Below are 23728 nucleotides of genomic sequence, written 5' to 3' on the forward strand. Positions count from 1 at the left end.
TGTAAGATTTCGTCTGGCCCAACCAACCGAACGCGAGAATCCGTCTGGTCCGACTACTCGAATGTAGGATTTCGTCTGGCCCAACGGCCGAATGCAGGATCTGTTTCGCCCGAGGCCTCGAATGCGAGGGTTCTGCCTGGCTCGGGGCCGCGAATGTCGGATTCTGTGCCGCCGGGCGGGCGGATGGGGGGTTCCGTTTCGTTTCGGAGGTCGAAGGCGAGATTCAAGCCCGCGCGGGAAGGTGACCCGCCCGCAGTTGCCGCCTCGTCGAGGATGCTCAGCGCAGAACATCCCCGGTCCGGCGGGAAAACGGCAGTGCTAGACGGCGGCGGGCTGCTTCGCGGTGCTCGCGGGAGCGGAGTTCGTGGGCTTTGACGACTGGTCGGAGCTGGTGCTGGTGGAAGGCTTGTCGGAGCCGCCGCCCGAAGAATTGGCGCTGGCGCCGGAGGGCGCGCTGGTCAAGGCACCGCTCGAGCCGGCGCGCGAATCGGTCCTGTAGAAGCCCGAGCCCTTGAACACAATCCCGACCGAGTTGAGAACCTTGCGCAGGGTGCCATCGCATTGCGGGCAGTCGGTCAGCGCGGGGTCCGTGAAGCTTTGGCGCTGGTCAAAACGGTGTCCGCACTGTTTGCAAGCGTAGGTGTAGGTCGGCATCTCAGTCTCCCAAGGTTGGCACTCTGATTCTGCGAGTGCTAACACTACTACGCCCTGGGCTATTCCAGCCACCGACGTGAACGCCCCGCCGCGACAGCGGACGGCAAGCCGACTGCGGCCGGGCTCAGAACAGGGCCACTCCCGCGCCGGTCAACGCGCCGTCGACGGGCCGGTCATGCGCCTCGCGCGGCAGCGAGCCCGCTGGCAGCACCTCCCAAGGGAAGCATGCCGCCAGCACCAATGCGCCCTCGGCCGCGTGGGCCAGCGCGCGGTCATACCAGCCGCCGCCCCGTCCCAACCGCGTGCCGCCAAGGTCCACCGCCAACGCCGGGGCCAGCACCAACCGGCAACGCCCCAGCGCCGAGGCCTCCAGGCGCGGCCCCGCCGGCTCCGGCAGCTGCCCGGGCGGCGCGGCCGGCAGGCCGCAAGTCGCCGCCTCGACCTCGGCCCAGGCCACATCCCGGCGCGCGGGGCCCGGCGCGGGCACCAGCACCCGGATCTCCCGTGCGGCGAAGAACTGCAGCAACTCGGCGGTCGGCGGCTCGTCCGCCAAGGACAGATAGGCGGCGGCCCACTCGCCCGCGCTCGGCAAGACGCCCTCCAGACCCGGCGCGAAGGCGAGGTCGGGGGCGGGCTGCGAGACGGCATCGGGCACCGGGGAAGTGGCCAAAGCCAAACGGGACCGGCGCTCGGAAACGACCCGCTGGCGCCAGGCGGTCTTGTCCAAATGCTCATCCTCCACACGTTCACCCTAGTCAGGGCAGTCCGCGAGTTAGGATTGGAAGCCATGAGTATCACCAAGGCGGTGATTCCCGCAGCCGGGCTCGGCACGCGGTTCCTGCCCGCCACCAAGGCCGTACCCAAAGAACTGCTGCCCGTCGTTGACGTCCCGGCCATTGAATACGTGGTCCGCGAGGCCGCGGCGGCCGGCCTTGGCAACGTCCTCCTCATCACCGGGAAGACAAAAGGGGCGATCCTCGACCACTTCGACCGCTCCTGGGACCTGGAGGCGGTGTTGGAGGAGAAAGGGGACTTCGAGCGCCTGCGCGCGATCCGCGAGTCCGCCGGGCTGGCCACCATCCACGCGGTGCGCCAGGGCGCGCCCAAGGGGCTGGGCCACGCCGTCCTCTGCGCCAAGGAGCACGTCGGGGACGAGCCTTTCGCGGTGCTCTTGGGCGACGACTTGATCGACGCCCGCGATCCGCTGCTGGCCAGCATGATCACCGTGCGCCAGCAGCTTGGCGGATCGGTGGTCGCCCTCATGAGGGTGCCGCGCGACCAGATTTCGCTGTACGGCTCGGCCGCGGCCCAGCTGGTGGACGATGCCGTCTTCCCAGGTCTCGCCCCCAGTTCCGTTTTCCGGTTGTCCGGTTTGGTGGAAAAGCCCGCGCCTGAGGAAGCGCCTTCGGATTTCGCCATCATTGGGCGCTACGTCCTTGATCCGGCGGTGTTCGCCGCGCTGGAGCAGACCCCGCCGGGGCGGGGCGGCGAGATCCAGCTGACGGACGCGCTGGCCCAACTGGCCGAGTTGCCCCCGGACGCCGGCGGCGGACTCCACGGCGTGCTCTTCGAAGGCCGCCGCTATGACACCGGCGACCGGCTTGACTATTTGAAGGCCGTGGTCCGCCTGGCCGTGGACCATCCCGAATTGGGGCCGGAGTTCGCGGCCTGGCTGGCCGAGTTCGCGAGCGGCCGTTGACCGCCTTTCGGGGGCCTGCCGAACTGCGCCGCGCCAGCATCCGGGTGGCGCGGTGAGCCACGACCACCTCGACATCCCGGTCCCCTGGCCCGCGACCTTGAGCGAGGGCGACATTCGGTTGCGGCCCATCCGGCGCTCCGACCAGCGGAGCTGGACTGCCCTGCGGGAGTCAAACCAGGACTGGCTGGCGCCTTGGGACGCGAGTTCCCCTGAGGACGCCGAGCCCCGTCCGCCCAACTTTGCCACCTATGTGCGGCAGTTGGCTCACCAGGCCCGCGCCGGGCTGACCATGCCCTGGGTGATCGAATACCAGGGCTCCATGGTGGGCCAGTTGAACATCAACGGGATAGCGCGCGGGGCGGCGCAAAACGGCAGCATTGGCTACTGGGTTGGGCGGGAAGTCGCCGGCCGGGGAATCACGCCCACCGCTGTGGCTATGGCTTTTGACCATGCGGTCACCGCCGGGCGGCTGCACCGGCTTGAAATAGCGATCCGGCCGGAAAACCGCCCGTCGCTGCGGGTGGCGGAGAAACTCGGCTTCCGGGACGAGGGGCTGCGCCCCCGCTACCTGCATGTGGACGGGCAGTGGCGGGACCACCGGGTCTTCGCGCTGACGCGCGAGGAGGTGCCGGAGGGCCTGCTGGCCCGTTGGCGCGCGAGCGCGCCAACTCCGGGCTGAGGCGATCACGTTCGTGGTGCGCGGGCGCTGGTCGGGAGGCTTGGCGCGGGGCGCTGCTCGCCCCGAAACTTGGCCGAGCCGCAAGAGCGCTGTTTGAAAGCGGCACCCGCCGGCTGTGGGCCGAGGCGATCACGTCCGTGGCGCGCGGCCGCTGGTCGGTGGGCATGGCTCTGCTCGCTGCTCGAGCGGGCGCTGTTCGGCAGCGGAGCGCGGCCTCCCCGGATTTGACTCCTGCGGGCCTGCCGCCCGGGCGCGGCCCAGCTACTGACGGCGGCAGGCGCCGCCACTCCCACTTTGGCCACTTCAGCCACACCAGGCTCTAGAATCACACCGGTGTGATTCGCTTGACCGACACTCCGTCCCGCCTGCGTTCCGCCAGGCCACACTGCAATTAGTTTTGGGGAAATGGTGAGTTCGGTCCCCGCGGGGCTGGCGATCATCCCGGCCGCCGCACTGTGCATTGGGTACCTGCTTCCCCATGTGTCTCGCGGGCGCGCACGCGATTGGGAGATACCGGTGGAAGACAGGTTCTCTGTGGACGCCCGCGTGATCGAGCCCGCCGTCAAGCCGAACGCGGAGGGGCAATCCTCAGTCCCGCTGTTGTCCGCAACCCGACCGCAAAGGACCGCGCCAATGCAAAGGCCAGCCACCAGCCGTCCGGCCAAGCCGGTCCGGCCGAACATGCCTGCCCCCGCCGACCAGGCGGGAGCGAACCGCCGCGCCCCCGCGCGCCCTGGTTCGCGGGCCCCCAGGGCCGAAGCGGCGTCTGGCGACGCGCGCGAGTCGACAGGGCGGCCGCCGCGCGGTTCACGCCAGATCACCCCGTCCAGGCCTCCGGCACCGACTGGATCGAACTTGGGTCCGGGCTCGCAGCGGTCGACGCCGGCCATCCGCGCCGCCCAGTCGCCTGACGGGGCGCGCCGCGCTCCGGACCATGTCGCCGCCACCCGCGCCGCAGCCATGCGCGCGTGCCTGACCGGCTCCTTCGCCATCCTCACAATCCTGGCGGTGACCCTCCACCTGACCTCGGGCCTGACGGTGTGGGCCGCCGCCGTTTGCGGCGCTCTGACGGCGGGGGTCCTGGTGGCGGGCCGACACGCGGTCGTGGTCGAACGCCGCGCCCAAGCACGGCGCCGCGACGCCGCCTCAGGCGCCGCGGACGCCTCGGGCCACCCCCAGTTCGATGAAGTCCCCGCTGCCTCCGTCAACACGGCGCCTCAGGCCAGGACAGGCACGCCCGCCGCCGATCCCGCCTCGCCAGTCAGCGCCAACGCCCGGACACCTGCCCGCGCCACGGCCGGCAGAACGGCCGGGCGAGACGACACAGCAGACCGCGGGGCGGTTCTTCTCCCCGATTCGCGCCCGTCGACCGGCCGGCGCGGGCGAGCGGCGGGCTCCGCCGAAATCGGCGACGATCAGACGGCCGAGGATTCGGGCTGGGCCCCTTCCGCGCAGGCCGAGGCCGACGCGCCCGCCGACCAGAGCGTGGGGAGGGGCTATGCGGGGGGCGGCGGCACGGCATCGACGGCTGGGACGGCCGATTCGGCGAGCGCAAGGCGGCCGGGCATTTCCGGGCGGGTCCAGGGCGGGCGGGCCGTGTACCACCTGCCGGAATCTGTGCAGATCAGGCCGGTCGAACTGGACGAGGCGACGGAGCCAGCGCGGCCCAGGCGGCTGACGCCGGCTCGCCCCAAAGCGGTGCCCGCGGCAGCGCCGGAGCAACCGGCCGGGACCCCCAAGCCCAAGCGAATCGCCGTGCCGGCGGGGATTCCCGCTCCCACTTACACCCTGATGCCGGGCGCTCCGAAGTGGGAGCCGAAGGCGCTGACGGCGCTGGATTACGCGCAGGCCCGCGAGGCAGCGGCTCGCGCCACCCAGCGGGCGGCGGCCGAGTCCCTGGCCGAGGGCGTGGAGACGGCCGCCACAGGCGAGATCAAGATCCCGGACCGCGTTGTGTTCGCGGAGGCCGCGCTGGACCTGAACCGGGCGATCGCGGCCCGTCGCCGCGCCGCCGGGCTCTGACGGCTCCAGCGCGGGTCAAGAAGCAGTGCGGCACAGCCGCCGGGGAGCCGATGGTAGACTCAATCCCCGCGCCCGCCTGGGCGCTCCCGCACGAGGGGCTGTAGCGCAATTGGTAGCGCACCTCGGTCGCATCGAGGGGGTTGGGAGTTCGAGTCTCCTCAGCTCCACCACGTGCTCGCATGTTCCTGCCCTAGCCTTTGCGCCTCGAGCGCGGCGGCTACGGCGCGCCTGGGAAACGCCGCCCGGTGCTTGTGGTCCAGTCTGACCCTTTCAACGCCAGCCGCCTGCCAACGGTGGTGGTCGCCTCGGTGACCACAGACTTGCGGCTGGCGGGGCTTCCGGGGAATGTGTTCCTTGAGGCAGAAGCCGCGGGCCTCCCGAATGACTCGGTTGCGAACCTGACTCAGGTGGTCACACTCAACAGATGGGAGTTGGTCGAGCAGGCAGGGCGGGCGGACTTCGCCACCATGCGCCGCGTTGACGAGGGCCTCCGAAGCATCTTGGGCCTGTAGCGCAGGCCTGCAAACCGGTGGGACGCAGAACGGCCCGGGCACCGCCCGGATGGTCCCCGCCTGGTGGGGTGTATCCGCAGCCCGCGTCCGCTCTGCCGCAGGTCCCAGCGCCACGATTTCTTGCCCTCGTCCGCAAGGACGGCCGCGCCCATTCCCCGGCGGTTCATGCGTCTGCGCATGATACGATGCGCGCATGCCCAAGACCGTGCAAATTCGTGACATCGCCGATGCCGTCTACGCGGGCCTGCGACGGCGCGCGGCGGCCAACGGGGTCACCATCCCGGAATTGCTCAGGGCGGAGGCCGCCCGGATCGCGTCACGTCCCACCATGGCGGAGTGGCACGAACAAGTCCGGCGCCGCACCCGGCGCCCCTACGAGGGCAACGCCGTCGAAGCGCTGGACGACATCCGGGGACCGTGGCCTGATGCTGGTCGTTGACGCGTCCTGCCTTTTCGAGGATCTCAGCGGCGGCCCGTGCGCTGAGGCGGTTCGCGCCCGCCTCGAGTCCGCCCTAGAGGCCTGCGCTCCGCACGTGATCGACGTCGAGGTGCTCGGCGTGGTACGGCGGGACCGCAAACGCGGACTGCTTGATCAGACGGCGGCCGACCAAATAGCCGCCGATCTGCGGGACTGGCCGGGCGAACGCTTCGACCACCGCCCGCTGCTGGAACGGGCTTGGGAGTTGCGGGACACCCTGCGGATTCCCGACGCCATGTATGTGGCCCTGGCAGAAGCGCTCGACGCGCCTTTGCTCACACTCGACGCGCGCCTCGCCGCCGCGCCGGGACCGAGATGCCCAATCGAGTGCCTCCGGCGCCCGGCCGGTGCCGGCCTGATCGACCGCGAAGACGGCGGCGCGGGGTAAGAAGGCTGACGGCCGCGACGGCCCGCCGCGGCCTCGCTCAGTTGATCGTCGAGATTTTGACGCCGGCGAGTTGGCTCAAGTCTATTTCCACCGCAATTTCCGAATGCTCGTTTATTGCGCGCAACATGTTTCCTTCTAGCTCAACGCCCGCAATAGGGTTGGTCTGCTCGAAAAAGAATCCCCAACGCAGGCCGCCGCGGGCGTCAATATGGGCTATGAAACCATCGCCGCCGAACCCGCCCTCACCCCCTATGATGAACCCGCCCGCATAGCCCACTCTGGCGTTGACCCACTCGTCCACAACGACCCAGCAATCTTGTTCATACTTCTCAATGCTCTCAATGGTGGTGTCGCACAGCGGCCTGCAACACCAGTCGGCGTCACCCGTGTTTGAGTCGAGGTTGCGACGGTAGTCCATAATCGTGACACGGCCGTCCGCGTACAATATGCAGTCTATTCGGGGCAGTTCCCGCCGCGTTTCATTCCAGTGCTCTTTGACCAAAGCATTCAACGTTTTATCCTCCCAGTCCGCCCGGCCCCATGCGGTGCACGCCGCGAGGGCTGTAGTCCAGTTCTGCGGCCAAGCCGACCAGATCGGCCATCAGGTAGACCGTACTCAGCCACATCTCGGTTCCTTGGAGGCCCGGCTCCCCGGCAATGGGGTCAAAGGCAAACCCCTGGCCGGGCGCCCAACGGGCCAGTGTCAAACGGAGGCGTTCCTCCATCCAGGCCTTGATCGGCTCCCGCATGTCCGGATCCTGCCGCAGGCACAGCCACAGCGGGTGGACCACGTCCAGCACCTCGCACGCGGTTCCCCGGCCGTCCCCGAAAACCGCCTGGTCGTGGCAGTGCGCCCACACGGTCGTCTTGGCCGCGGCCGGGTGGGGCAGAGGCCGGCCGAACTGGGCGTAGGTGCCACGGGTGAGGCGGTAGAACCCGTTGACCGCCAACAACCAGCCGTGTTTCCCGGGGCTGCCCCACATTCCGCTGGCCGGGTCGCAGCGGCGGTCCAGCCAGGCGAACAACGTCTCCACCGGTCCGCCGATGCCGTGGTGCCGCACGTTCGCGTCTACACACGACGCGTAGCAGTCCACCCAGTGCCCGGCGTCCCAAGGGTCGGTGGCCCAGCTCAGCGCGTCGAGCGCCAACGGGAGGGACTGCTCAGTCATCGCGGTCACGTCGGCCACGGGCGCGGGCAGGTGGGAGCCCAGGCATTCGAGCGCGTAGTTTGCGGCCATGGTGGCGTAGCGGTCGGGCCCGCTGGGCCGAGCCGGCGGGTCAAGGTGGCGGTCGGCGCCGAGGTGTTCGCCCACCAGTCCGGTGGCGTGGTCCTGGCAAGACCCCAGGAACTCCACCCAGCCCTTCCGCGTCCGACCAGGCGGCACGGAGCCGAACATGGCGGCGATCTCAACGGCGTCGCAATTCGGGCGGACCCGGCGGGGCGCACCGGGAGCGTCGACAAAACAGGGCCCGTCGTCAGTGCCGGCGGAATGGTGCTCGGCGGCGGCGGGCCCGGCGATCGGCCCGCTGTCGTGAGCGCGGGCGCGGAAGGGCTCGGTGGCGCCGGGCCGCCTCGCCGCCGCCTCGCCGCCGTCAACGCGGGCGCGATAGCGCTCAAACAGTTCTGGGAGCTCCGCGCGGACGGACTGGCCGAACGCGCGCAATGCAGCGACCAGGCTCACGGCTCGCTCCTGAGCCGCAACACGCGCGCGGGGTTGCCGCCCACTATGGCCGCCTCCGGGACATCGCGGGTGACCACGGCCCCCGCCGCGAGGATTGCGTGGCTGGCGACCTGGACGGCATCGACCACTGTGACGTGCGCGCCGACCCACACGTCGTCCCCCAAAACCACGCCGACGCTGGTGTGCGGCTGGCGGAACACCGGCACGTCCAAGCGGGCGAACCCGTGGTTGAAACCGACCAACGCGGCGTACGCGCCGATCCGCACCCCGTCCCCAGCAGTCACGCGGCCGCGCACCGACGCGAACGGGTTGACCGAGCAGTTGTCGCCAAGGCGGACTGGACCGGTGACGTACGCCTGGGCGGCTATGTAGCAGTCGGCCCCAAGCTCGACGGGCGCGTCGAAGGAGCCGACAACGGCGGCCCGCTCCGACACGTAACAACTGGCGCCCGCGACAAACCCTTGGGTCCGCCCAAGAAACTGCTGGTAGGCAAGCTGCCGGGCCTGTTCCTCCGGACTCGACTCCTCCCGGAACAGCCACGGGCAATAATCGAAACGCTGGCGCCGCGCGCGGGCCGCGAACACGTCACTGGGCACGCCCATAATCCTCCCAGACGCGCGCGCTGGTCGGCAGCGGTCATCGCTAGAACCATCGCGTGACCGCGCAGCGTTCTGACCAGATTCCGCGGGAAGAAGACGGCGATCTGGCAAGAGCCGCTGACAAGAAGCTCCGCAACCCCGGCGGCAGCGCAAATGCGACCATAACCGCCATTTGCCGGCGTCATTTACCGGAATGCGGCGGATTTTGCGCCGGGGCTTCCGTCGAGTGGCAGATGCTGTCACACCCCCTCCGCTGAGAGGCGGATTTTGTCCGGGCCGGTTTGCGTCTGCGCTGGTCACAGGCGCGCGCCGAGCCGGAAAGCGGACACTATCCGCCACTCGACGCGGCTGAGTGCCCCGGACGGCACAGGAAACGCCATTCGACGCTTTCAGCGGCACACAATCCGCCAATCGGTGCCGAGCGGCGGGAATAGGTTTCTGTTGGCCTTCGGCGTCCGAATGTATGTGATCGGCGCCTACTTCTCGCAGGCCACGCCGTCTTTGTCGCGGTCGAGTTTCGTGCTGTAGCCAGGATCGCCCTCATGCAGCGGCGCCTTTCCTGCTGCTCTCACCTCGTCGCAGTTGGCGTAGCTGACTGCTTCAGGGGTCGGTTCGGATTCGGGTGGCGGCGGCGTCGGCTCCGGCTCTGGTGGTGGGGGTGTCGGCTCCGGCGCCGGCGCGGGCGTCGTCTCAGGCTCTGGTTCTGGTTCCGGTTCCGACGAAGCGCTCTCGATCACCTGCTCAGGCGTGGGCTCTACTGGTTCCCCGGAAGCTGCGGTCGCCGTCGGACTGCCCGAGTTGGACGGCCTCGGCTCGCCCGCGTTTTGGCACATGCCGATCACACCAAAAAACAGGACGATCAAGACCCAAAACCACCATCGTTTCCACCATGGCTTCGAAGGGGCCATTGAGGGCGGCGGCGGTCCCGGCGTGAAAGGCTCCGCGGGCATCGAGCCGCCGGGCTGGTAGCCGGTTGACCCTGGTGGTTGATTCGGCAAGAAGGCTCCGGATTGCGGCTGCGGAGAGAACGTCGGGTTCGGCTGCGGTTGCCAAGAAGACCCCGCGGGGGACCGGCCCGCCCGCGTCGTGCGGGAAAAGCCCGTGGCGATCCGGGTTGTGACCGCCCCACGGCTATTGACGGTGACCGGACCGACTCGCTGGGAAAGGGACAGCCCGGACTTGGAGACGTTCAACCGGGGACCGCCTTTCCAAAGTGACTTGGTCTTTCGGAATCGGAATGCCATTGTGGTGCGCTTTCTGATGGGGTTCCGCAATCACGTGCAATCTATCGGCTCGGTCGACCCTTGCCAAGCTAGGTCAATCACGCGAAGTCGAGGCGGCCCATCCGGTGATCGACAGTGCGCCAATCGCGCGTCTGCGGAGCGCCGTACCGGCCGTTGTTTGAACCAGTGCTCCTGCGGCGGACAGGCTCTATTGGCCAACGGTAGGGTTGCCAATGACCACGATTGGCCCTGTCGAGCAGTGGGCGCACGCACTGGACCAACACCGCGAGTGGGTGCGCGGCTGGATCTCCGACTCGGAAACCGCCGCCCGGTTCGACTCCGACTGGGGCACAAAGCTCCAGGTCGTCTCCGCCGTCGCCGCGAATCTGGATGCCGGCGACACTACGGCCTGGCAGGCGCTCGGCGTGGTTTTCGGCGACGCCCTCGCCTTGGCGACCGATCTGCCGTGGGGCGAGGTCACCGACGAATACGGAACTGATCCCGGGATAGTCGCCAACGCGGACATGAACGCGGTGGTGTTTCCCTTGACCATGCTGAGCAAGCGCGCGGAGCGGGGCGACCCGCCCGACCGGGACGCGATCCTCTCCCTATTTCAGCAAGTCGCGGCCAAGGCCCAAGAACTCGCCCAGTCCGGTTCCAGCGGCGAGTCGCCCGACCCCACCCAACAGCCTGAACAGAACATGTGAGCCCCTGCGCCCGCTCCGCGGACCTGGCGGCACCGGCCAACGGCATCGCGGCCAAACGAAAGCCAACCGCCTGGCCAAACGAAAGAGCGACCATCGGCCAAACGAAAGCGACGGCCTGGCCAAACGAAAGCGCCAGTGACATGATGGACTGATGGTCAGCGTCCCGAAGTCACCTCTTGGAGAAGTCCTTCCACGATTCGCTGAACCCAGGGTTGCCGAAGCCCTAACCGACACCAGGGTCGTTCTGATCAACGGTGCCCGCCAGTGCGGCAAAACCACTCTGGCCAAGATCATGGCCCATCACAGCGGCGCGGAATACCGCAGCTTTGACTCGGCTACCTGGCGTCACGCCGCAGCCACGGACCCGACTGAGTTCGTGTCTGGAGGCAGCCGCCTCGTCATCGACGAGGTCCAGCGCGTGCCCGGCCTATTGCTCGCGATCAAAGAGGCTGTTGACGACGACCCGGCGCCAGGGCGCTTCCTCCTCACAGGATCGTCTCGGCTCCTCGGCCTGAAGGCGGTCCCCGACGCGCTGCCGGGTCGGATGGAGACCGTCGAACTCTGGCCGCTGTCGCAAGGAGAAATCGACCGCGGCCGCGCGGGCCGGTTCGTGGACGCGGTCTTCGATGCCGGACCGGCATTCGAGCACACATCCGAGGAGACCCGGAGCGGCTACGTGTCTCGGCTGTCACGGGGCGGCTTTCCGGGCGCCATCGCAAGGGCCGAACGGCGACGGCAGCGGTTCCTGGAGGAGTACGTCTCCGACCTAGTCAACCGCGACGTCAGACAGGTGGCGCAGGTCGAGAACAGCCACGACATGCGCCGATTGATCCAGCTCCTGGCCTCCCGCAGCGGGCAGCTCATTGTGCCGCAAAACCTTGCCAGCGGCCTAGCCGTCACGGCGCCCACGGTGCGACGGTACTTGGAGATCCTGGAAGAGTTGTTCCTGATAAAGCGAATTCCGGCCTTCTCCGGAAACCTGACGCGGCGAGTCGTGGGCACCCCCAAAGTGGCGTTCGTGGACTCCGGTTTGGCCGCCGTACTCGCCGGCTTTGACTCCGCCCGGCTGATGCGTCCAGGTGCCCCCCTCGGCGGCCTTCTCGAGGCTTTCGCGGCGATGGAGCTCTCACGTCTTTTCACTTGGTCAGAAGAACGAGTCGAGTTGTTTCACTACCGCACAAAGGATCAGATCGAGGTCGACTTGGTGCTGGAGAACCGGCGAGGCCAGGTCGTAGCGATCGACGTCAAGGCCTCGTCGACCGTTCGGGGAGACGACTTCCGCGGTATACGCCACCTGGCCGGGCGTTTGGGATCGGATTTTCTAGCCGGCTTCGTCCTCTACACCGGCACCCGCACGGTTCCCTTCGGGCCGAAGAACCGAGCCGTCCCACTGGCCGCACTTTGGGAAGCCTAGAACGGTGGCAAAGAAGCCGCCGTCTTGGACCTATGGCCGTGTTTGCCTTCCGCGTTTCCTCAGGTCAGCGCTTCGCGCCGCCCACGTCAACAGGGCCGGACGCCGGTTCCTGACCGGTGTCCCGAACGGCGCGTTCGCCAGCGGGAGGCGGCGTCGCCCGGTCGCTGTCAGCGGTCGCGGTTAGGCTCTTCACATGCGATCGGTCGAGTTGTTCGCCGGGGGCGGCGGCCTGGCGTTGGGCACGCACATGGCCGGGTTCACCACCGAGGTGGTGGCCGAATGGAACAAGTGGTGCTGCGACACCCTGCGGGAGAACCGCGAGGCCGGGCACCCGCTGGTGCAGGGTGTGGACGTGCGGGAAGGCGACATCCGAGACATCGACTGGACGGACTACGCGGATTCCATCGACTTGGTGAGCGGCGGCCCGCCTTGCCAGCCGTTCAGCGCCGGCGGACAAGGACGCGCCGATTGCGACGTCCGTGACATGTTCCCCGCGACCGCCGAGGTCATCAAGCAAGTCCGGCCGCGCGCCTTCATCGTTGAGAACGTGCGCGGCCTGACCAGGCCGGCTTTCGCGGACTACTTCTCCTACATCCAGCTGCGCCTTGGCCACCCGGAGATCGGCGCCAGGCGTGGGGAGGCGTGGCAGGACCATTTTCAACGCCTGCAGGCCGAGCACACGTCCGTCCGCAACGACCTCCAATACCGGCTCATCACAACGTTGGTCAACGCTGCCGACTACGGTGTGCCGCAGCAGCGGTGGCGGGTCTTCTTTGTCGGATTTCGAACGGACGTCGATGCCGAGTGGTCCTTCCCCGAACCCACCCACTCCGCCCAGGCGTTGCGCCACGCCCAAGAGGTCACGGGCGAGTATTGGGACAGGCACCGGATCGCCAGAGGCGCCCGCCAAAGCACCCGCCAGACACAGTTGTTTGACATGCGCGCGGCCGTTCGGCCATGGCGAACGGTCCGCGACGCGATCGCGGACCTGCCCGAACCGACCGAGGCCGGAGACCCAAGGCGCCTCAACCACGTGTTGCAGCCCGGCGCCCGTGCCTACCCCGGTCACACTGGTTCGCACATCGACCAGCCCGCCAAAGCGCTGAAAGCGGGCGTCCACGGCGTGCCCGGCGGGGAAAACATGCTGCGCCGCGAAGATGGAAACGTGCGCTACTTCACTGTCCGCGAAGCGGCGAGGCTCCAGACCTTCCCCGACCGGTACGCCCTACATGGCCCTTGGAGCGAGGCGATGCGGCAATTGGGAAACGCCGTGCCGGTGCTGCTCGCCCAGAGCGTCGCCGCCTCGGTCCACGAGCACTTGACCCTGGCCGAACTCCGCGCCCGCGCCGCGCTTCCCTGCTCTGCTTGAGGCTGCGGGCTGGGGGCACGCGCGGTTGGCCCGGTTGGCGGCCGCGCCCAGGAAGAAGCCGCCAGGCCGATTCGAACCGCGCGGTTGGTCGGGGTTGGCCGGATTGGCGGGCGCCCGCCCGTGGGGGCCTCACAACAATCCACAGGGAAGGCACGCCGCCGGGAACGGCCGGCGCGCCAGACGCTAAGGTGGCACCCGTGCCCCGCCGCGTGTCGATCTACCTCAAGGAGATGTACCCGGTGGTTCCCCGGTTGGGGTTGGCGGCGGTGTTGTTCTTTGAGATCTACTTCCTGGTCTTGTTGACCAACCAGACCGCGATTGGGCCGATCCGGATCGGCTGGCGGGAGGCCATTGGCGCGCTGACCATTTTCGCGTTCCTGCTGACGTTGCGGATCGCGGACGATTTCAAGGATTACCACACCGACAAGCGGCTCTTCCCGGAGCGCGCGTTGCCGTCCGGGCGGGTTCGCCGTAAGGACCTGGCCATCCTCCTGGCCGCGGTGGACGCGCCGGTCATAGCGCTCAACTTCGCGTTCATGAACAATCCCGCCTGGTTCGCCTTCCTGGCCGTCTACGGCACCGCCATGTCGCTGTGGTTCTTCGCCAAGGCCAAGATCCAGCCGAACCTGCCGCTGGCGCTGATCACGCACAACCCGGTTCAGATCGTGATGAACCTGTACGTGATCTCCTTCGCCTGCCACAAGTACGACGTGCCGCTGGTCACGCTGCCAAACGCCGCCATCGCGTTGACAATGTATTTCCCAGGTCTGATCTGGGAGATCGCGCGCAAGGTCCGCGCGCCGGAGGATGAGACGGAGTACACCACCTATTCGAAGCTTTTCGGGGTGAAAAAGCCGGTGCTGTTCGTTTTGGGCGTGATGGCCGCCGATTTGCTGACCACCTCCTACCTGGTGTGGCAACTGTATCCTTGGGCCGTGACCGCCGTCGCTGGAGCGTACGCCTGGTTGGTCTGGCAAGGGCTCCGCTTTATCCGCAACCCCAAGAGATTCCCATTGGTCAGCCGCGTGCAATGGTACGAGTACGCCGCCGAGGGCACCGTCGTGGTGCTGATCGGCTCCTACCTGGCGGGTTGGGGCGTGTAGATGCGGCACTGGCTTGCGGAGCCCTTCGTCACTTTGATGCCCGCGTTGATCGCCGGCGTCCTGAACATGGTTTGGGTCCGCCTTCCCCTCGCCAAGCGGTGGAGCAAGCCGCTGGACGGCGGTCGGCTGTGGAAGGACGGCCGCCCCTGGTTCGGCCCGAACAAGACCTATAAGGGCCTGGTCGGCATGATCGCCTTGGCCGCCCTGTGCTCGCTGGCCTGGGGTTGGCTCTGCCAGGCCTCCCCCGGACTTGCGGCCAGCCACCGCGTCTACCAGCACTTCGGCTCCAGCCCCGGCGTCAGCCTGTGGTTCGGGACCGCCCTGGGGGTGGCCTACGCCTTGTTCGAACTCCCGAACTCGTTCCTCAAGCGCCGCCTGGGGGTGGCGCCCGGCCGCCCGGCCACCGGGCCGTCCAAGTACCTGCTGATCGCCTTGGACCAGTGCGATTCGATCATCGGCATGGTGCTGGTGGCTTGGCTGCCCGCGCGGTTGACTCCGCTGGAGGCGCTCTGGTGGGTGGTTCTGGGCGGCGCCACGCACCTGGTCCTCAACGGCGCCCTGTACCTGGCCCATCTGCGCCGGAGCCCGCTGTGACAGGCGACGTGAAACCGCTGGCCCCCGGCTTGGACCCCGCCGAGGTGGGCGGCAAGGCCGCCAGTCTGGGCGAGTTGACGGCCTTGGACGTTGGCGTCCCCCCAGGCTGGGCGGTGCCGGTCGCGGTCTGCCAGGCTTTCCATGACACGGGCGCGCTGCCGGAGGGGGTCGTGGCCGCGATCATGGCCGCGACCAGCGCCTTCCCGGACGCTTTGTGGGCGGTGCGCTCGTCGGGCGTGCAGGAGGACGGGGCCGCCTTGTCCTTCGCCGGCCAGTTCGCCACCTGCTTGGACGTGCCCCGCGAGGACTTGGCGGACGCTATCGTCCGCTGCTACCGGTCCGCCGCCGCCGAACGCCTCGCCGCCTACCGCGACCACGCCGGCGCCACGCCCGACCCGCGCATGGGCGTTGTCGTCCAGCGCATGGTCCACGCCTCCGCTTCGGCCGTGGTGTTCACAGTCGACCCGGTGACGGGCGCGGACACGGTGGCCGTCGCGGAGATCGCGCCGGGCCCGGGCGCGGCGTTGGTAGGCGGCCAGGTCAATGCCCAAACGTTCCGCTACGACTGGCTGGACCGCCGCCCGCTCGCCGAACAACCCCCCGCCGATGCCGTCCGGCCAGGCCAGGCGAACCCCGCCCTGACGCCGCCGCTTGGGGAGCCGCAAGCCGCCGATGCCGTCCGGCCAGGTCAGACCGCCGCCCCGCCGGTCAGCCAGCAAGCGCTGGAGAACCTGTGGGAGGCGGTCTGGCGTGTGCAGGAATGGGCGGGCGCGCCATGCGACATTGAGGCCGTGTTCGAGGGCGACAATGTGTCGGTAGTCCAATCGCGTCCCGTCACGTCGATTGGCCACGCCGGGATCGAGGACGTTTGGACCACCGCCGATTTCCGCGACGGCGGCGTGTCTTCGGGGGTTTTCCCGCCTTTCATGTGGTCGTTGTACGAATACATCTGGGAGAGGGCGTTCCCGGAGTTCCTTATCGGTTCGGGGATGCTTCCCGCCAAACGCAAGCGCCGCGCGAGCCGCGTCTTTTACGGCCGCCCCTATTGGAACGCCCAAATGGCGAAGGACGCCATGGCCCGGGTGCCGGGTTATGCGGAGCGCGAATTTGACGAGGATCTGGGGATCGCCCCCGCCTACCAGGGCAAGGGCGCCGTCACCCGGTTGACGCCCCGCTCGGCGCTGACTGTGGCCCGGGTCGGCGTGACGGAAATGATGGCGCTGCGCCGGCGGCTCCGATCCGCCGGACAACTGCAGGCCCAGTTGGAGGCCACTTATCAGGCCCGCATGGAACAAATTGCCCAAGCCCGCCCGGAAGCGCTGCCCGGCTTGTTCCGGGCCATCACGAAGGCCGACTATTACGCCAGCGAATCAACTTATTTCTCGCAGATCTTCTTGAACCAGGTGCATCAATCCCTGTTCAAGTCCACCATTCTGAAACACTGCGACCTGGCCGATTACCTGGCGCTGATCAGCGGCCTGGGAACGGCCGGCGATGAGACCTCGGGAGGCGGCACCGCGGGTGACGGCACTGCGGCAGACGCGACCGCAGGCGACGGGACCACAAAAGGCGGAACCGCAGGTGACGGGACGGCGGGCAGCGGCCGGAATGGGAAACGCGACGGCGGAGACGGAGGGGGAGCGGACGGCATCGGGCACGGGGCGGTTTCCCATCTGGCGCCGTTTTACGAACTGTGGGAGTTGTCGCGGCGGATTCTGGCCGACAAGGCGGCGGCGCGGTGGTGGCGGGAGGCGGAACCGCAGGCCGTCGCGGCGGCGCTGGCGGACGCCCGCGACCAGCGGCCGGGTCTGGCCGAGTTGCGCGGCTGGCTGGGGCGGTACGGGTATCACTCGGAGCGGGAACTCGACATCACGCACCCGTCGTTCGCGGAGGATCCGACCGGGGTGGTCAGCTACCTGCGGACGAATCTCGAACTCGACGATGACGCCTCCCCCGCGCGCGACGCGGAACGCGCCCAAGCGGCCTTCGAGGCCGCGTTGGGAAGGCTCCGGGACAAGGTTTCGCCGCGCCGGTACCGGGCGCTGGCCGCCAAGATCCGCCAGATGCGGGAACTCCTGTGGTGGCGTGAGGCGTTCCGGGACGTTTCCACCAAGCATTATCACCTGATCAGGCAGGCGGCGCTGCGTTTGGCGGAGCACTGGGAGCGCACGGACGTGATCGAGCGCGCGGACGATTTCTGGTTCGCCGAAGTCGGCCAGGTGTGGGCGGTGATCGAGGGCCGGGCCACGCCCGCCCAGCTAAGGGCAGCGGTCGACCGGCACAAGCGCTACTTCGCCGCGTACCGGAATTACCGCGGCCCCGAGGAGATCGGCGCGCGCGTCGGCGTGCGGCCGCGCCTCGCGAGGGGTCACGCGGGCCAGCGTTTGCAAGGCGTCGGCTGCCAGGCGTCCACGGGCCGCGGACGCGCCCGCGTGATCGAGTCGCTGGACCAGATTGGCCGCTTGGCCCAGGGTGACATCCTGGTCACGCGGTTCACGGACACCGGCTGGACCCCGGCGTTCGCCCGGCTGGGCGGCGTTGTGACGGAGTACGGCGGGATGCTCTGCCACGCGGCCATCGTGTCCCGCGAGTTCGCAATCCCGTGCGTGGTGGCCCTCGCGGACGCCACGACGGTCATCCCGGACGGCGCCCTGGTCGAGGTCAACGGTGCCGCCGGCACGGTCACCCTGTTGGAAGAGGCGTGATGCTGGGCGGCGCGCATCCGGCCAACGTGGTCACCTACTTGGGCGTGGCGGCGGCCGTGGCGGGCCTGGGTTTGGCCGAGGCCGGGCAGGTCGCGCTGGCGCTGGTTTGTCTGGCCGCCGCCGGGATAGCCGACCTGTTCGACGGCGCAGTCGCCCGCCGCTTCAAGCGGACCCGCCTGCAGCGGCTTTTGGGCGTGGCGCTGGACTCTTTGGCCGATGCCGTCTCCTTCCTCGCCCTCCCAGCCGCCGTCTTGTTCGCCACGGGTTCGCAGCCTTGGGCTTGGGCGGTGGCCGCTGTATATGTGATCGCGGGCCTGACGCGCCTGGCCTGGTTCGACGCGGAGGCTTACGCCCGCGCCACCGCTTCGACCGGGGAGCCCGGCACCGGCGACGCCCACAGGGCGGAACCGCCGGGCGGAACGCCCGCGCTGGGCCGGGCGGGCGAACCGGATGGGCCGGACGGGGCTGGCGAACGGCCTGCGGCCGACCGGGCCGGTGAACCGGGTGGGCCGCTCGCGCCTGGCCAGTCCGGCGACCGCGAGCAGCCTATAACCCACTACCGAGGGCTGCCGGTCACCTATGCAGCTTTGTTGTTGCCGCTGGTCGGCTTGGCCGCATTGGCATTCGCCCCGGAGTTGTTGGGGCCGGGTTTGGCGATTGGCCTGGTGGCGCTGGCGTTCTTGTTCGTCTGGGACGTGCCCGTCCCCAAACCGCGCGGCGCGTGGTACGCGGTTTTCGCGCTCGTTTTCTTGGGCGTGACGGCAGGCCTGCTGGTGGTTCGGTGACCATCCCCCGCCGCCGCGGCGGCTCTCTCGGCCGCGGTCCTTCCGGGGCCGCCGCGTCGGCCAGTGAAAATCTCGCGCCCGGCTCGTCGTCGGCGCCGGATGCCTCGCGACCGCACGGCCCATCCCGGCCATCGGTCCCACGCAGCGCCCGCGTCTACGACCGGGCAAGTGGCCGCTGGTTTGAGGAGGCCGTGCCGTCTGCTCGCGCGCTGGGGTTCCTTTACGGCTCGGCGGCGGGGCGGGGCCTGGCCAACGTGCTGATCACCAAGCCGTGGTTCTCGCGGCTAGCTTCAATACCGTCGGCGAGCGGCGCCTCAACCAAGCGGATCGGGCCGTTCGCGGAGGCGCACGGCATTGACCTGGCCGAATGCGGCCCGAGCGACTGGCCCAGTTTCGCCGCGTTCTTCGCCCGGCGGCCCCGTGAGGGCGCCCGCCCGATTGATCCCTGCCCGGCCCATTTGATCGCCCCGGCGGACTCAAAGCTGACGGCACACCGGGTGCGGCGGGGCCTGGCCGTGGAGATCAAGGGCGTCCGCTACAGTCTGGGAGACCTCACCGGGCATCGGCTGCCGGTGGCCCGTTTCGAAGGCGGTTGGTGCCTGGTGTTCCGCCTGTCGGTAGACGATTTCCACCACTACGTTTACCAGGACGCGGGCCGGACCCGGTCCCGGCGCTGGATCCGGGGCCGATTGGAAACGGTTGGCCCGGCTTCCGCCGGCGTGCCGGTCCTGGCCCGCAATCAGCGGCTGGTCAGCGTCCTGGACACCGAAAACCTGGGGCTGACTTGCGTGATCGCAGTCGGCGCGCTGACTGTTGGCAAGATTGTGGACTGCGGCGCCGCACGCTTTGAGCGCGGCGAAGAGCAAGGCCGGTTCGAACTGGGCGGGTCCACCTTGGTGGTCTTGCTGGAGCCGGGCCGGGTCGAAATCGACCCTGACATACTGGAACTCACCCGCGGCGGGGCGGAGGTCAAGGTCGCCTTGGGCTCACGGATCGGCCTGATCACGGCCAGCCGCTCCCACGAACCAGACGCACGGAGGCCTGAACCAACCGAGGGCAGAGCCCGGCCCCGCACGGCCGAAGGCGGGCCCGGCGCCCATCCGGACACGTCCCCGGACAGACCGAGAGTGCGGGCCGAGAAGAACTCGCCGGGACCGGCGGCCCAAAGCGCTGTTGGGCCTGGCTTGGTTAACGGCCTAGGCGGGGCCGCAGGGCCAAAAGCGGCGGGGTTGGCGCGGCTCGCGGCTGCGGGCCTGCCCGTGCCCGAATTCGCGGCGGTGCCGGTGGCCGCCATGCGCGAGGCAATCACGCCGTTTTGGGAGGAAATCGCCCAAGCCATCGCTTTACCGGACCCTGCCCAGGCTGCCGCCGCAGCTGGGGTGGCCTTGGCAGACGCGCGCCTGAGCGCCTCCCTCGAGGACGCCATCAGGGGGTATGTCCAGCCCGGAGTTCGCTACGCGGTGCGGTCCTCGGCCGTGGCCGAGGACGGGACGGAACGATCCGCCGCCGGATGCTATCTGACCCTGCTGGATGTGCCCGCCGATCAGGTCGGCCCGGTGGTCATGGAGGTCTGGCGTTCCGCCTTCACCCCGGCGGCATTAGCCTACGCCCGCGCCGTGGGCCGCGTCGGCCTGGTGGGATCCCTGTTGGGAGTGGTGATCCAGCCGATGGTTGAAGCGGCCGTCTCCGGGGTGGTATTCACGGCCAATCCGGCCGGTCCGCTCAATGAGGCCGCTGTCACGGCGGGCCATGGAACCGGTGCCGGCGTTGACGACGGCGCCGAATTGGCCACTTATCTGGTCCACCGCCCGCAGGGCTCCGCCAGCCCGCGCGCGGAGGGCGCGCGAGAGCCGTCAACCTCTGCGGCTGCCGCCGCTGGCGCGGACTGGCTGGTCAGCTGCCATAACCCCGCAGGTGGCCCGCAGTTGACTCGCGATCAACTGGTGGAACTCCTGGGCTTGGCCGAGGCGGCTGAGGTGGAACTGGGCGGTCCCGTTGACGTGGAATTCGCCCTTGGGCACCAGGGCCAGTTTTGGCTGCTGCAGGCGCGCCCCATCACCACTTTGGGCGCAGGCCGGGGTGTGATCCTCGACAACTCGAACATTGTCGAAAGCTATCCGGGCCTGAGCCGGGCGTTGACCGCCTCCTTCGCGGGCGACATCTATCACCGGGTGTTCCGCTCGTTGGCCGAGCGGTTGGGCTCGCGGTCGGTGGCGCGCGAACGGGACGGCGACCTGGCGGCGATGGTGGCCTGGTGGGGTGGCCGCATGTACTACCAAATCAGCAACTGGTACGCCCTGCTCACGCTGCTGCCGTTCCAACGTGTGGTCGTGAACGCGTGGCAGGACATGTTGGGGGTGCGCCAGCGCGAGTTCAACGCGGGCCAGAGCCTGCCCTGGCCAGGCCGCTTGCGGGTCTGGGCGTCACTGGCGCGGTCTGGCGCCAAGGCGCCCGCGCTGGTTGACATCCTGCACCAACACTTCGAGGAAGTGGAACGCGAGTTCTGGCGCCGGCTAGGCTCCGCCACGGGCGCGAACGCGAACCCACTGGCCGCGGCCGGCGCGCCGGAGAGCGGGAGCGGCCTACAAGCGGAGCCTGCGTCCGCCTTGTACCGCTGGCTGGCCCGCGAACTGGCATCGAAATGGGACGTCACGCTCATCAACGACGCCTACACCTTCGCGTTCACCGCTGCCCTGACCGCTTTGGCGAAACGCGCGCGGGTGGATCGCCCGGCCGAGGCGGCCGCGCGGCTGATCACGCAGGGCCGTCCGCTGGTGTCGCTGGAGCCGCTGGCCGCCAGGCAGGCATTGACGCGGACGGTTCGAGCCGACCATGAGTTGGCCGCATTCTTGCAAGAACTCGATTCCGACCAGGCGGTGCGCGCCTGGCTAGCGGTTGGCCGGCCGCATCCCGACCTGGCCCAGCGCGTCGCCCGGTTCATCGACTGGTACGGCGACCGCGCGACCGAAGAGCTGAAACTCGAGACCGCCACAGCCCGTTCGCATCCGCTGACGCTGATCCGAACGCTGCTCTCGGACGCGGCGACCACCGAGGCGGGCGGACTTGGGGACCGGGCGGACGGCATCGTGCAAACGGATGAAACCCCTGGTGGCAGAGGCGAGGGGGGTCTGGACGCGGCGCGCGGGATGCGGGCGGAGGAAGCGTTCCCACGGCGCTACCGGAGGCTAGCACGCTGGCTGGCGCGGCGGGCGCGGGCGGGGGTGGCGGCGCGGGAGCTTTCGCGGCTGGACCGATCGCGGCTGTTCGGAATGGTGCGCGAGTTGTTCCGGCTGCGCGGCGCGGACTTGGCCCACGCGGGGGCGCTGGCGGACGCGGAGGATGTCACGCACTTGACGATTGCGGAGGCGCTGATGGCGGGTGGACCGCCGGAGGCTCGTGAATTGGTTCGGCGGCGGCGCGAGCGACTGGCGGCCTACGGGCGGCTGCCCGCCTATCCTCGGGTGGCGTTCGCCGGTCCGCTGGTGGAGCGCTCGCCGTTGGCCGGGTGGGCGGAGGGAGACGGCGCGGCGGCGCGACGTGAGGCCGGGTCGCTCCTGCGGGGCGAAGGCTGCTCCAGCGGAACGGCCGAAGCGGCCGTGCTGGTGGTTCGCGGCCCATTGGCGCCCGGCGCCGGGGCGGGCCGGATCCTGGTGACCGAGGCGACCGACCCAGGCTGGGTTTTCCACCTGGCGATGGCGGCGGGAGTGGTCAGCGAGAAGGGGTCTTTGCTCTCGCACACGGCGATTGTCGCGCGGGAGTTGGGGGTGCCGTTCGTGGCGGGAGTGGCCGGCGCGACAAACCTGTTGGCGAACCTGGACCAGGTCAGGATCGACGGCGCGGCGGGCACGGTCGAGCTCCTGGCCTGCTGCCCGGCGGGGCCAGGCGGGGAGGACACCGCAGACGGTGCCGTCGGCGAGGACGCGGGCGGCGATGCGTGCCTTTCGAGAGAGGCGAGCGTTTCGGACAAGGCTGACGGTGCCGGGCGCGGGGATGCGGGCGGCGAAGCGCGCGGCCATGACGGAACGAAGGCTCCAGGAGGGGCGAACGGCGGAATGGGAGTCCAGCCGTGACCATCCGAGTTGTGCCGGTGGGCGGCGAAGCGGCGGCGGCCCACTGGCTGGGTCTGCTCCGGCGGGTCTACCCAGATTGGCGTTTTCGCGGCGGGCAACCGCGCGCCGAGGCGGCTCTCCTGAGCGGCCGACACCCGCTGTTGGACGGCTTGGATTTCCAGCCCTTGCTGGCGGTCGATCGCCACGGGGTTGCCGTTGGCCGGTGCGCGGTCAGTTTCCGGGAGGGTTCGCCCGTGGCCAGGCTCGGCTTCTTGGAATGCCTCCACTTGGCAGCCGCCCCGGCGCTGTTCGCGGCGGCCGAGACAGCGGCAGCTCAGCGCGGCTGCGCCACTGTTCGGGGACCTTTCGATCCGGACTATTGGGTGGGCTACCGGCTGAAACTCGACCATTTCGAGGCGCCGCCGTTCTTCGGCGAGCCGTACAACCGCCCCGAGTACCCCGAACTGTGGGAAGCCGCAGGCTATGAGGTCGCCGAGCGTTACCAATCGAGCGTGCTGGCCCGGCCGCAGGTGCCGGCGGACGGCGCGTGGGGACCAGCCAAACTGCGTGCCCACGCCGAGGCGGCCGGGGTGGAATTGCGCCCCCTGGGTAGGCGTTTCACAGATGCTCTGCAACCCATTCACAGCCTTGTGATGGACCGCTTCGCGGTGATGCCCGAGTTCCACAGGCTGGAATTCGACCAATTCGCGGCGCTGATGGGCCCGCTCGGTTCGGTCTTGGACCGGCGGGCCAGCCAACTCGCATGGTCGGGGGACCGTTTGGTCGGGTTTTCGGCGGTGATGCCAGACTTCGGACGACGTTTGGACTCGGGTTCCGCGCGGGCCCTGGCCGCTGCGTTGATCCGCCTGCCCCGCCCCGGCGCCCTGGTCGCCTCCTACATGGCGGTCGACTCCGCCTATCGCGGCCTGGGTCCGGCTTTGATGCTGCCCGCGCTGAGCCTGGCCGCCGCCCGGCGCGTCGCCGCGATCGGCGCGCTAATCCACGAGGGTGCCCCCACGGCCGCCTACCTTCCGGACCAGATCACCCGCGTCCACCACTACGCCCT

Annotated in this window: 21 protein-coding genes, 1 tRNA gene and 3 pseudogenes; 18 read left to right on the forward strand and 7 right to left on the reverse strand. The window is 69.2% G+C overall.

Annotated elements, in window-relative coordinates; all coding sequences use genetic code 11:
* Window positions 1-486: 486 nt before the first annotated feature.
* Window positions 487-654 (reverse strand): annotated as a pseudogene (locus tag LBC97_04265) (zinc ribbon domain-containing protein).
* Window positions 655-778: 124 nt separating this feature from the next.
* Window positions 779-1396, reverse strand: a complete 618-nt coding sequence (locus tag LBC97_04270) for a 5-formyltetrahydrofolate cyclo-ligase (protein MDR2565270.1) — start codon at window positions 1394-1396, stop codon at window positions 779-781.
* Between the two features lie 45 nt (window positions 1397-1441).
* Between LBC97_04270 and LBC97_04275 the strand changes: the two genes are divergently transcribed.
* The 7 genes from LBC97_04275 to LBC97_04305 all read left to right on the forward strand — a co-directional run bounded on the left by LBC97_04275 (window position 1442) and on the right by LBC97_04305 (window position 6432).
* Window positions 1442-2353 (forward strand): UTP--glucose-1-phosphate uridylyltransferase, encoded by a 912-nt coding sequence (locus tag LBC97_04275; GenBank protein MDR2565271.1) that lies wholly within the window; start codon window positions 1442-1444, stop codon window positions 2351-2353.
* 52 nt (window positions 2354-2405) lie between these two features.
* Entirely contained in the window at window positions 2406-3032 is a 627-nt protein-coding gene (locus LBC97_04280; protein ID MDR2565272.1) for a GNAT family N-acetyltransferase, read from the forward strand.
* A 405-nt stretch (window positions 3033-3437) separates the two neighbouring features.
* Window positions 3438-5054 (forward strand): hypothetical protein, encoded by a 1617-nt coding sequence (locus LBC97_04285; protein ID MDR2565273.1) that lies wholly within the window; start codon window positions 3438-3440, stop codon window positions 5052-5054.
* Between the two features lie 94 nt (window positions 5055-5148).
* Window positions 5149-5224 (forward strand) — tRNA-Ala (locus tag LBC97_04290).
* Window positions 5225-5251: 27 nt separating this feature from the next.
* Window positions 5252-5566: a type II toxin-antitoxin system PemK/MazF family toxin gene (locus LBC97_04295; protein MDR2565274.1), complete on the forward strand. Its 315-nt coding sequence runs from the start codon at window positions 5252-5254 to the stop codon at window positions 5564-5566.
* Between the two features lie 193 nt (window positions 5567-5759).
* Complete coding sequence (locus LBC97_04300; protein MDR2565275.1) at window positions 5760-6005, forward strand: hypothetical protein; 246 nt, start codon at window positions 5760-5762, stop codon at window positions 6003-6005.
* Entirely contained in the window at window positions 5992-6432 is a 441-nt protein-coding gene (locus LBC97_04305; protein MDR2565276.1) for a type II toxin-antitoxin system VapC family toxin, read from the forward strand. The genes LBC97_04300 and LBC97_04305 overlap by 14 nt, the downstream gene beginning before the upstream one ends.
* Before the next feature lie 37 nt (window positions 6433-6469).
* Here LBC97_04305 and LBC97_04310 read toward each other — a convergent pair whose 3' ends face one another.
* Genes LBC97_04310 through LBC97_04320 form a run of 3 tightly spaced genes read right to left on the reverse strand, consistent with a single transcriptional unit; the run spans window position 6470 to window position 8710 of the window.
* Window positions 6470-6943 carry a hypothetical protein gene (locus LBC97_04310; GenBank protein MDR2565277.1) on the reverse strand — a complete coding sequence of 158 codons (474 nt, stop codon included), beginning with the start codon at window positions 6941-6943 and terminating at the stop codon, window positions 6470-6472.
* A gap of 4 nt (window positions 6944-6947) precedes the next feature.
* Window positions 6948-8114 carry a hypothetical protein gene (locus tag LBC97_04315; GenBank protein ID MDR2565278.1) on the reverse strand — a complete coding sequence of 389 codons (1167 nt, stop codon included), beginning with the start codon at window positions 8112-8114 and terminating at the stop codon, window positions 6948-6950.
* Window positions 8111-8710: an acyltransferase gene (locus tag LBC97_04320; GenBank protein ID MDR2565279.1), complete on the reverse strand. Its 600-nt coding sequence runs from the start codon at window positions 8708-8710 to the stop codon at window positions 8111-8113. Before LBC97_04320 ends, LBC97_04315 begins: the two co-directional genes overlap by 4 nt.
* 59 nt (window positions 8711-8769) lie before the next feature.
* Here LBC97_04320 and LBC97_04325 point away from each other — a divergent pair, with 59 nt between their 5' ends.
* Complete coding sequence (locus LBC97_04325; protein MDR2565280.1) at window positions 8770-8970, forward strand: hypothetical protein; 201 nt, start codon at window positions 8770-8772, stop codon at window positions 8968-8970.
* A 219-nt stretch (window positions 8971-9189) separates the two neighbouring features.
* Here LBC97_04325 and LBC97_04330 read toward each other — a convergent pair whose 3' ends face one another.
* Entirely contained in the window at window positions 9190-9450 is a 261-nt protein-coding gene (locus LBC97_04330; protein ID MDR2565281.1) for an excalibur calcium-binding domain-containing protein, read from the reverse strand.
* 354 nt (window positions 9451-9804) lie between these two features.
* A pseudogene (locus LBC97_04335) lies at window positions 9805-9957 on the reverse strand (DUF4236 domain-containing protein).
* 212 nt (window positions 9958-10169) lie between these two features.
* On the opposite strand from LBC97_04335, the gene LBC97_04340 reads away from it, so the two are divergent.
* From LBC97_04340 to LBC97_04385, 10 genes and pseudogenes are all read left to right on the forward strand, one after another.
* Window positions 10170-10643, forward strand: coding sequence for a DUF3806 domain-containing protein (locus LBC97_04340; GenBank protein MDR2565282.1), 474 nt, complete (start codon window positions 10170-10172; stop codon window positions 10641-10643).
* 151 nt (window positions 10644-10794) lie between these two features.
* Entirely contained in the window at window positions 10795-12057 is a 1263-nt protein-coding gene (locus tag LBC97_04345; protein ID MDR2565283.1) for an ATP-binding protein, read from the forward strand.
* A 193-nt stretch (window positions 12058-12250) separates the two neighbouring features.
* Window positions 12251-13426: a DNA cytosine methyltransferase gene (locus LBC97_04350; protein ID MDR2565284.1), complete on the forward strand. Its 1176-nt coding sequence runs from the start codon at window positions 12251-12253 to the stop codon at window positions 13424-13426.
* Window positions 13427-13623: 197 nt separating this feature from the next.
* Window positions 13624-14529 carry a hypothetical protein gene (locus LBC97_04355; protein ID MDR2565285.1) on the forward strand — a complete coding sequence of 302 codons (906 nt, stop codon included), beginning with the start codon at window positions 13624-13626 and terminating at the stop codon, window positions 14527-14529.
* Window positions 14530-15123 carry a CDP-archaeol synthase gene (locus LBC97_04360; GenBank protein MDR2565286.1) on the forward strand — a complete coding sequence of 198 codons (594 nt, stop codon included), beginning with the start codon at window positions 14530-14532 and terminating at the stop codon, window positions 15121-15123.
* A complete protein-coding gene (locus LBC97_04365) occupies window positions 15120-17828 on the forward strand; it encodes a hypothetical protein (GenBank protein ID MDR2565287.1) in 2709 nt (902 codons plus the stop codon). The genes LBC97_04360 and LBC97_04365 overlap by 4 nt, the downstream gene beginning before the upstream one ends.
* On the forward strand, window positions 17828-18613 hold the full coding sequence (locus LBC97_04370; protein ID MDR2565288.1) for a CDP-alcohol phosphatidyltransferase family protein: 786 nt from the start codon (window positions 17828-17830) through the stop codon (window positions 18611-18613). Before LBC97_04365 ends, LBC97_04370 begins: the two co-directional genes overlap by 1 nt.
* 254 nt (window positions 18614-18867) lie before the next feature.
* Window positions 18868-20685 (forward strand): annotated as a pseudogene (locus LBC97_04375) (phosphatidylserine decarboxylase).
* A 1299-nt stretch (window positions 20686-21984) separates the two neighbouring features.
* Entirely contained in the window at window positions 21985-22683 is a 699-nt protein-coding gene (locus LBC97_04380; GenBank protein ID MDR2565289.1) for a hypothetical protein, read from the forward strand.
* Window positions 22680-23728: hypothetical protein (locus LBC97_04385; GenBank protein MDR2565290.1), on the forward strand; the 1049-nt coding region annotated here is incomplete at its 3' end. The genes LBC97_04380 and LBC97_04385, both read left to right, overlap by 4 nt.

This window comes from Bifidobacteriaceae bacterium, from assembly GCA_031281585.1.
Classification (GTDB): Bacteria; Actinomycetota; Actinomycetes; order Actinomycetales; family WQXJ01; genus JAIRTF01.

Bases quoted from the DNA above. Each gene is read 5' to 3' on its own strand.
- LBC97_04275 (MDR2565271.1), top strand. From the start codon at position 1,442: ATGAGTATCACCAAGGCGGTGATTCCCGCAGCCGGGCTCGGCACGCGG.
- LBC97_04285 (MDR2565273.1), top strand. From the start codon at position 3,438: ATGGTGAGTTCGGTCCCCGCGGGGCTGGCGATCATCCCGGCCGCCGCA.
- LBC97_04300 (MDR2565275.1), top strand. From the start codon at position 5,760: ATGCCCAAGACCGTGCAAATTCGTGACATCGCCGATGCCGTCTACGCG.
- LBC97_04305 (MDR2565276.1), top strand. From the start codon at position 5,992: ATGCTGGTCGTTGACGCGTCCTGCCTTTTCGAGGATCTCAGCGGCGGC.
- LBC97_04340 (MDR2565282.1), top strand. From the start codon at position 10,170: ATGACCACGATTGGCCCTGTCGAGCAGTGGGCGCACGCACTGGACCAA.
- LBC97_04345 (MDR2565283.1), top strand. From the start codon at position 10,795: ATGGTCAGCGTCCCGAAGTCACCTCTTGGAGAAGTCCTTCCACGATTC.
- LBC97_04350 (MDR2565284.1), top strand. From the start codon at position 12,251: ATGCGATCGGTCGAGTTGTTCGCCGGGGGCGGCGGCCTGGCGTTGGGC.
- LBC97_04360 (MDR2565286.1), top strand. From the start codon at position 14,530: ATGCGGCACTGGCTTGCGGAGCCCTTCGTCACTTTGATGCCCGCGTTG.
- LBC97_04370 (MDR2565288.1), top strand. From the start codon at position 17,828: ATGCTGGGCGGCGCGCATCCGGCCAACGTGGTCACCTACTTGGGCGTG.
- LBC97_04380 (MDR2565289.1), top strand. From the start codon at position 21,985: ATGGCGGGTGGACCGCCGGAGGCTCGTGAATTGGTTCGGCGGCGGCGC.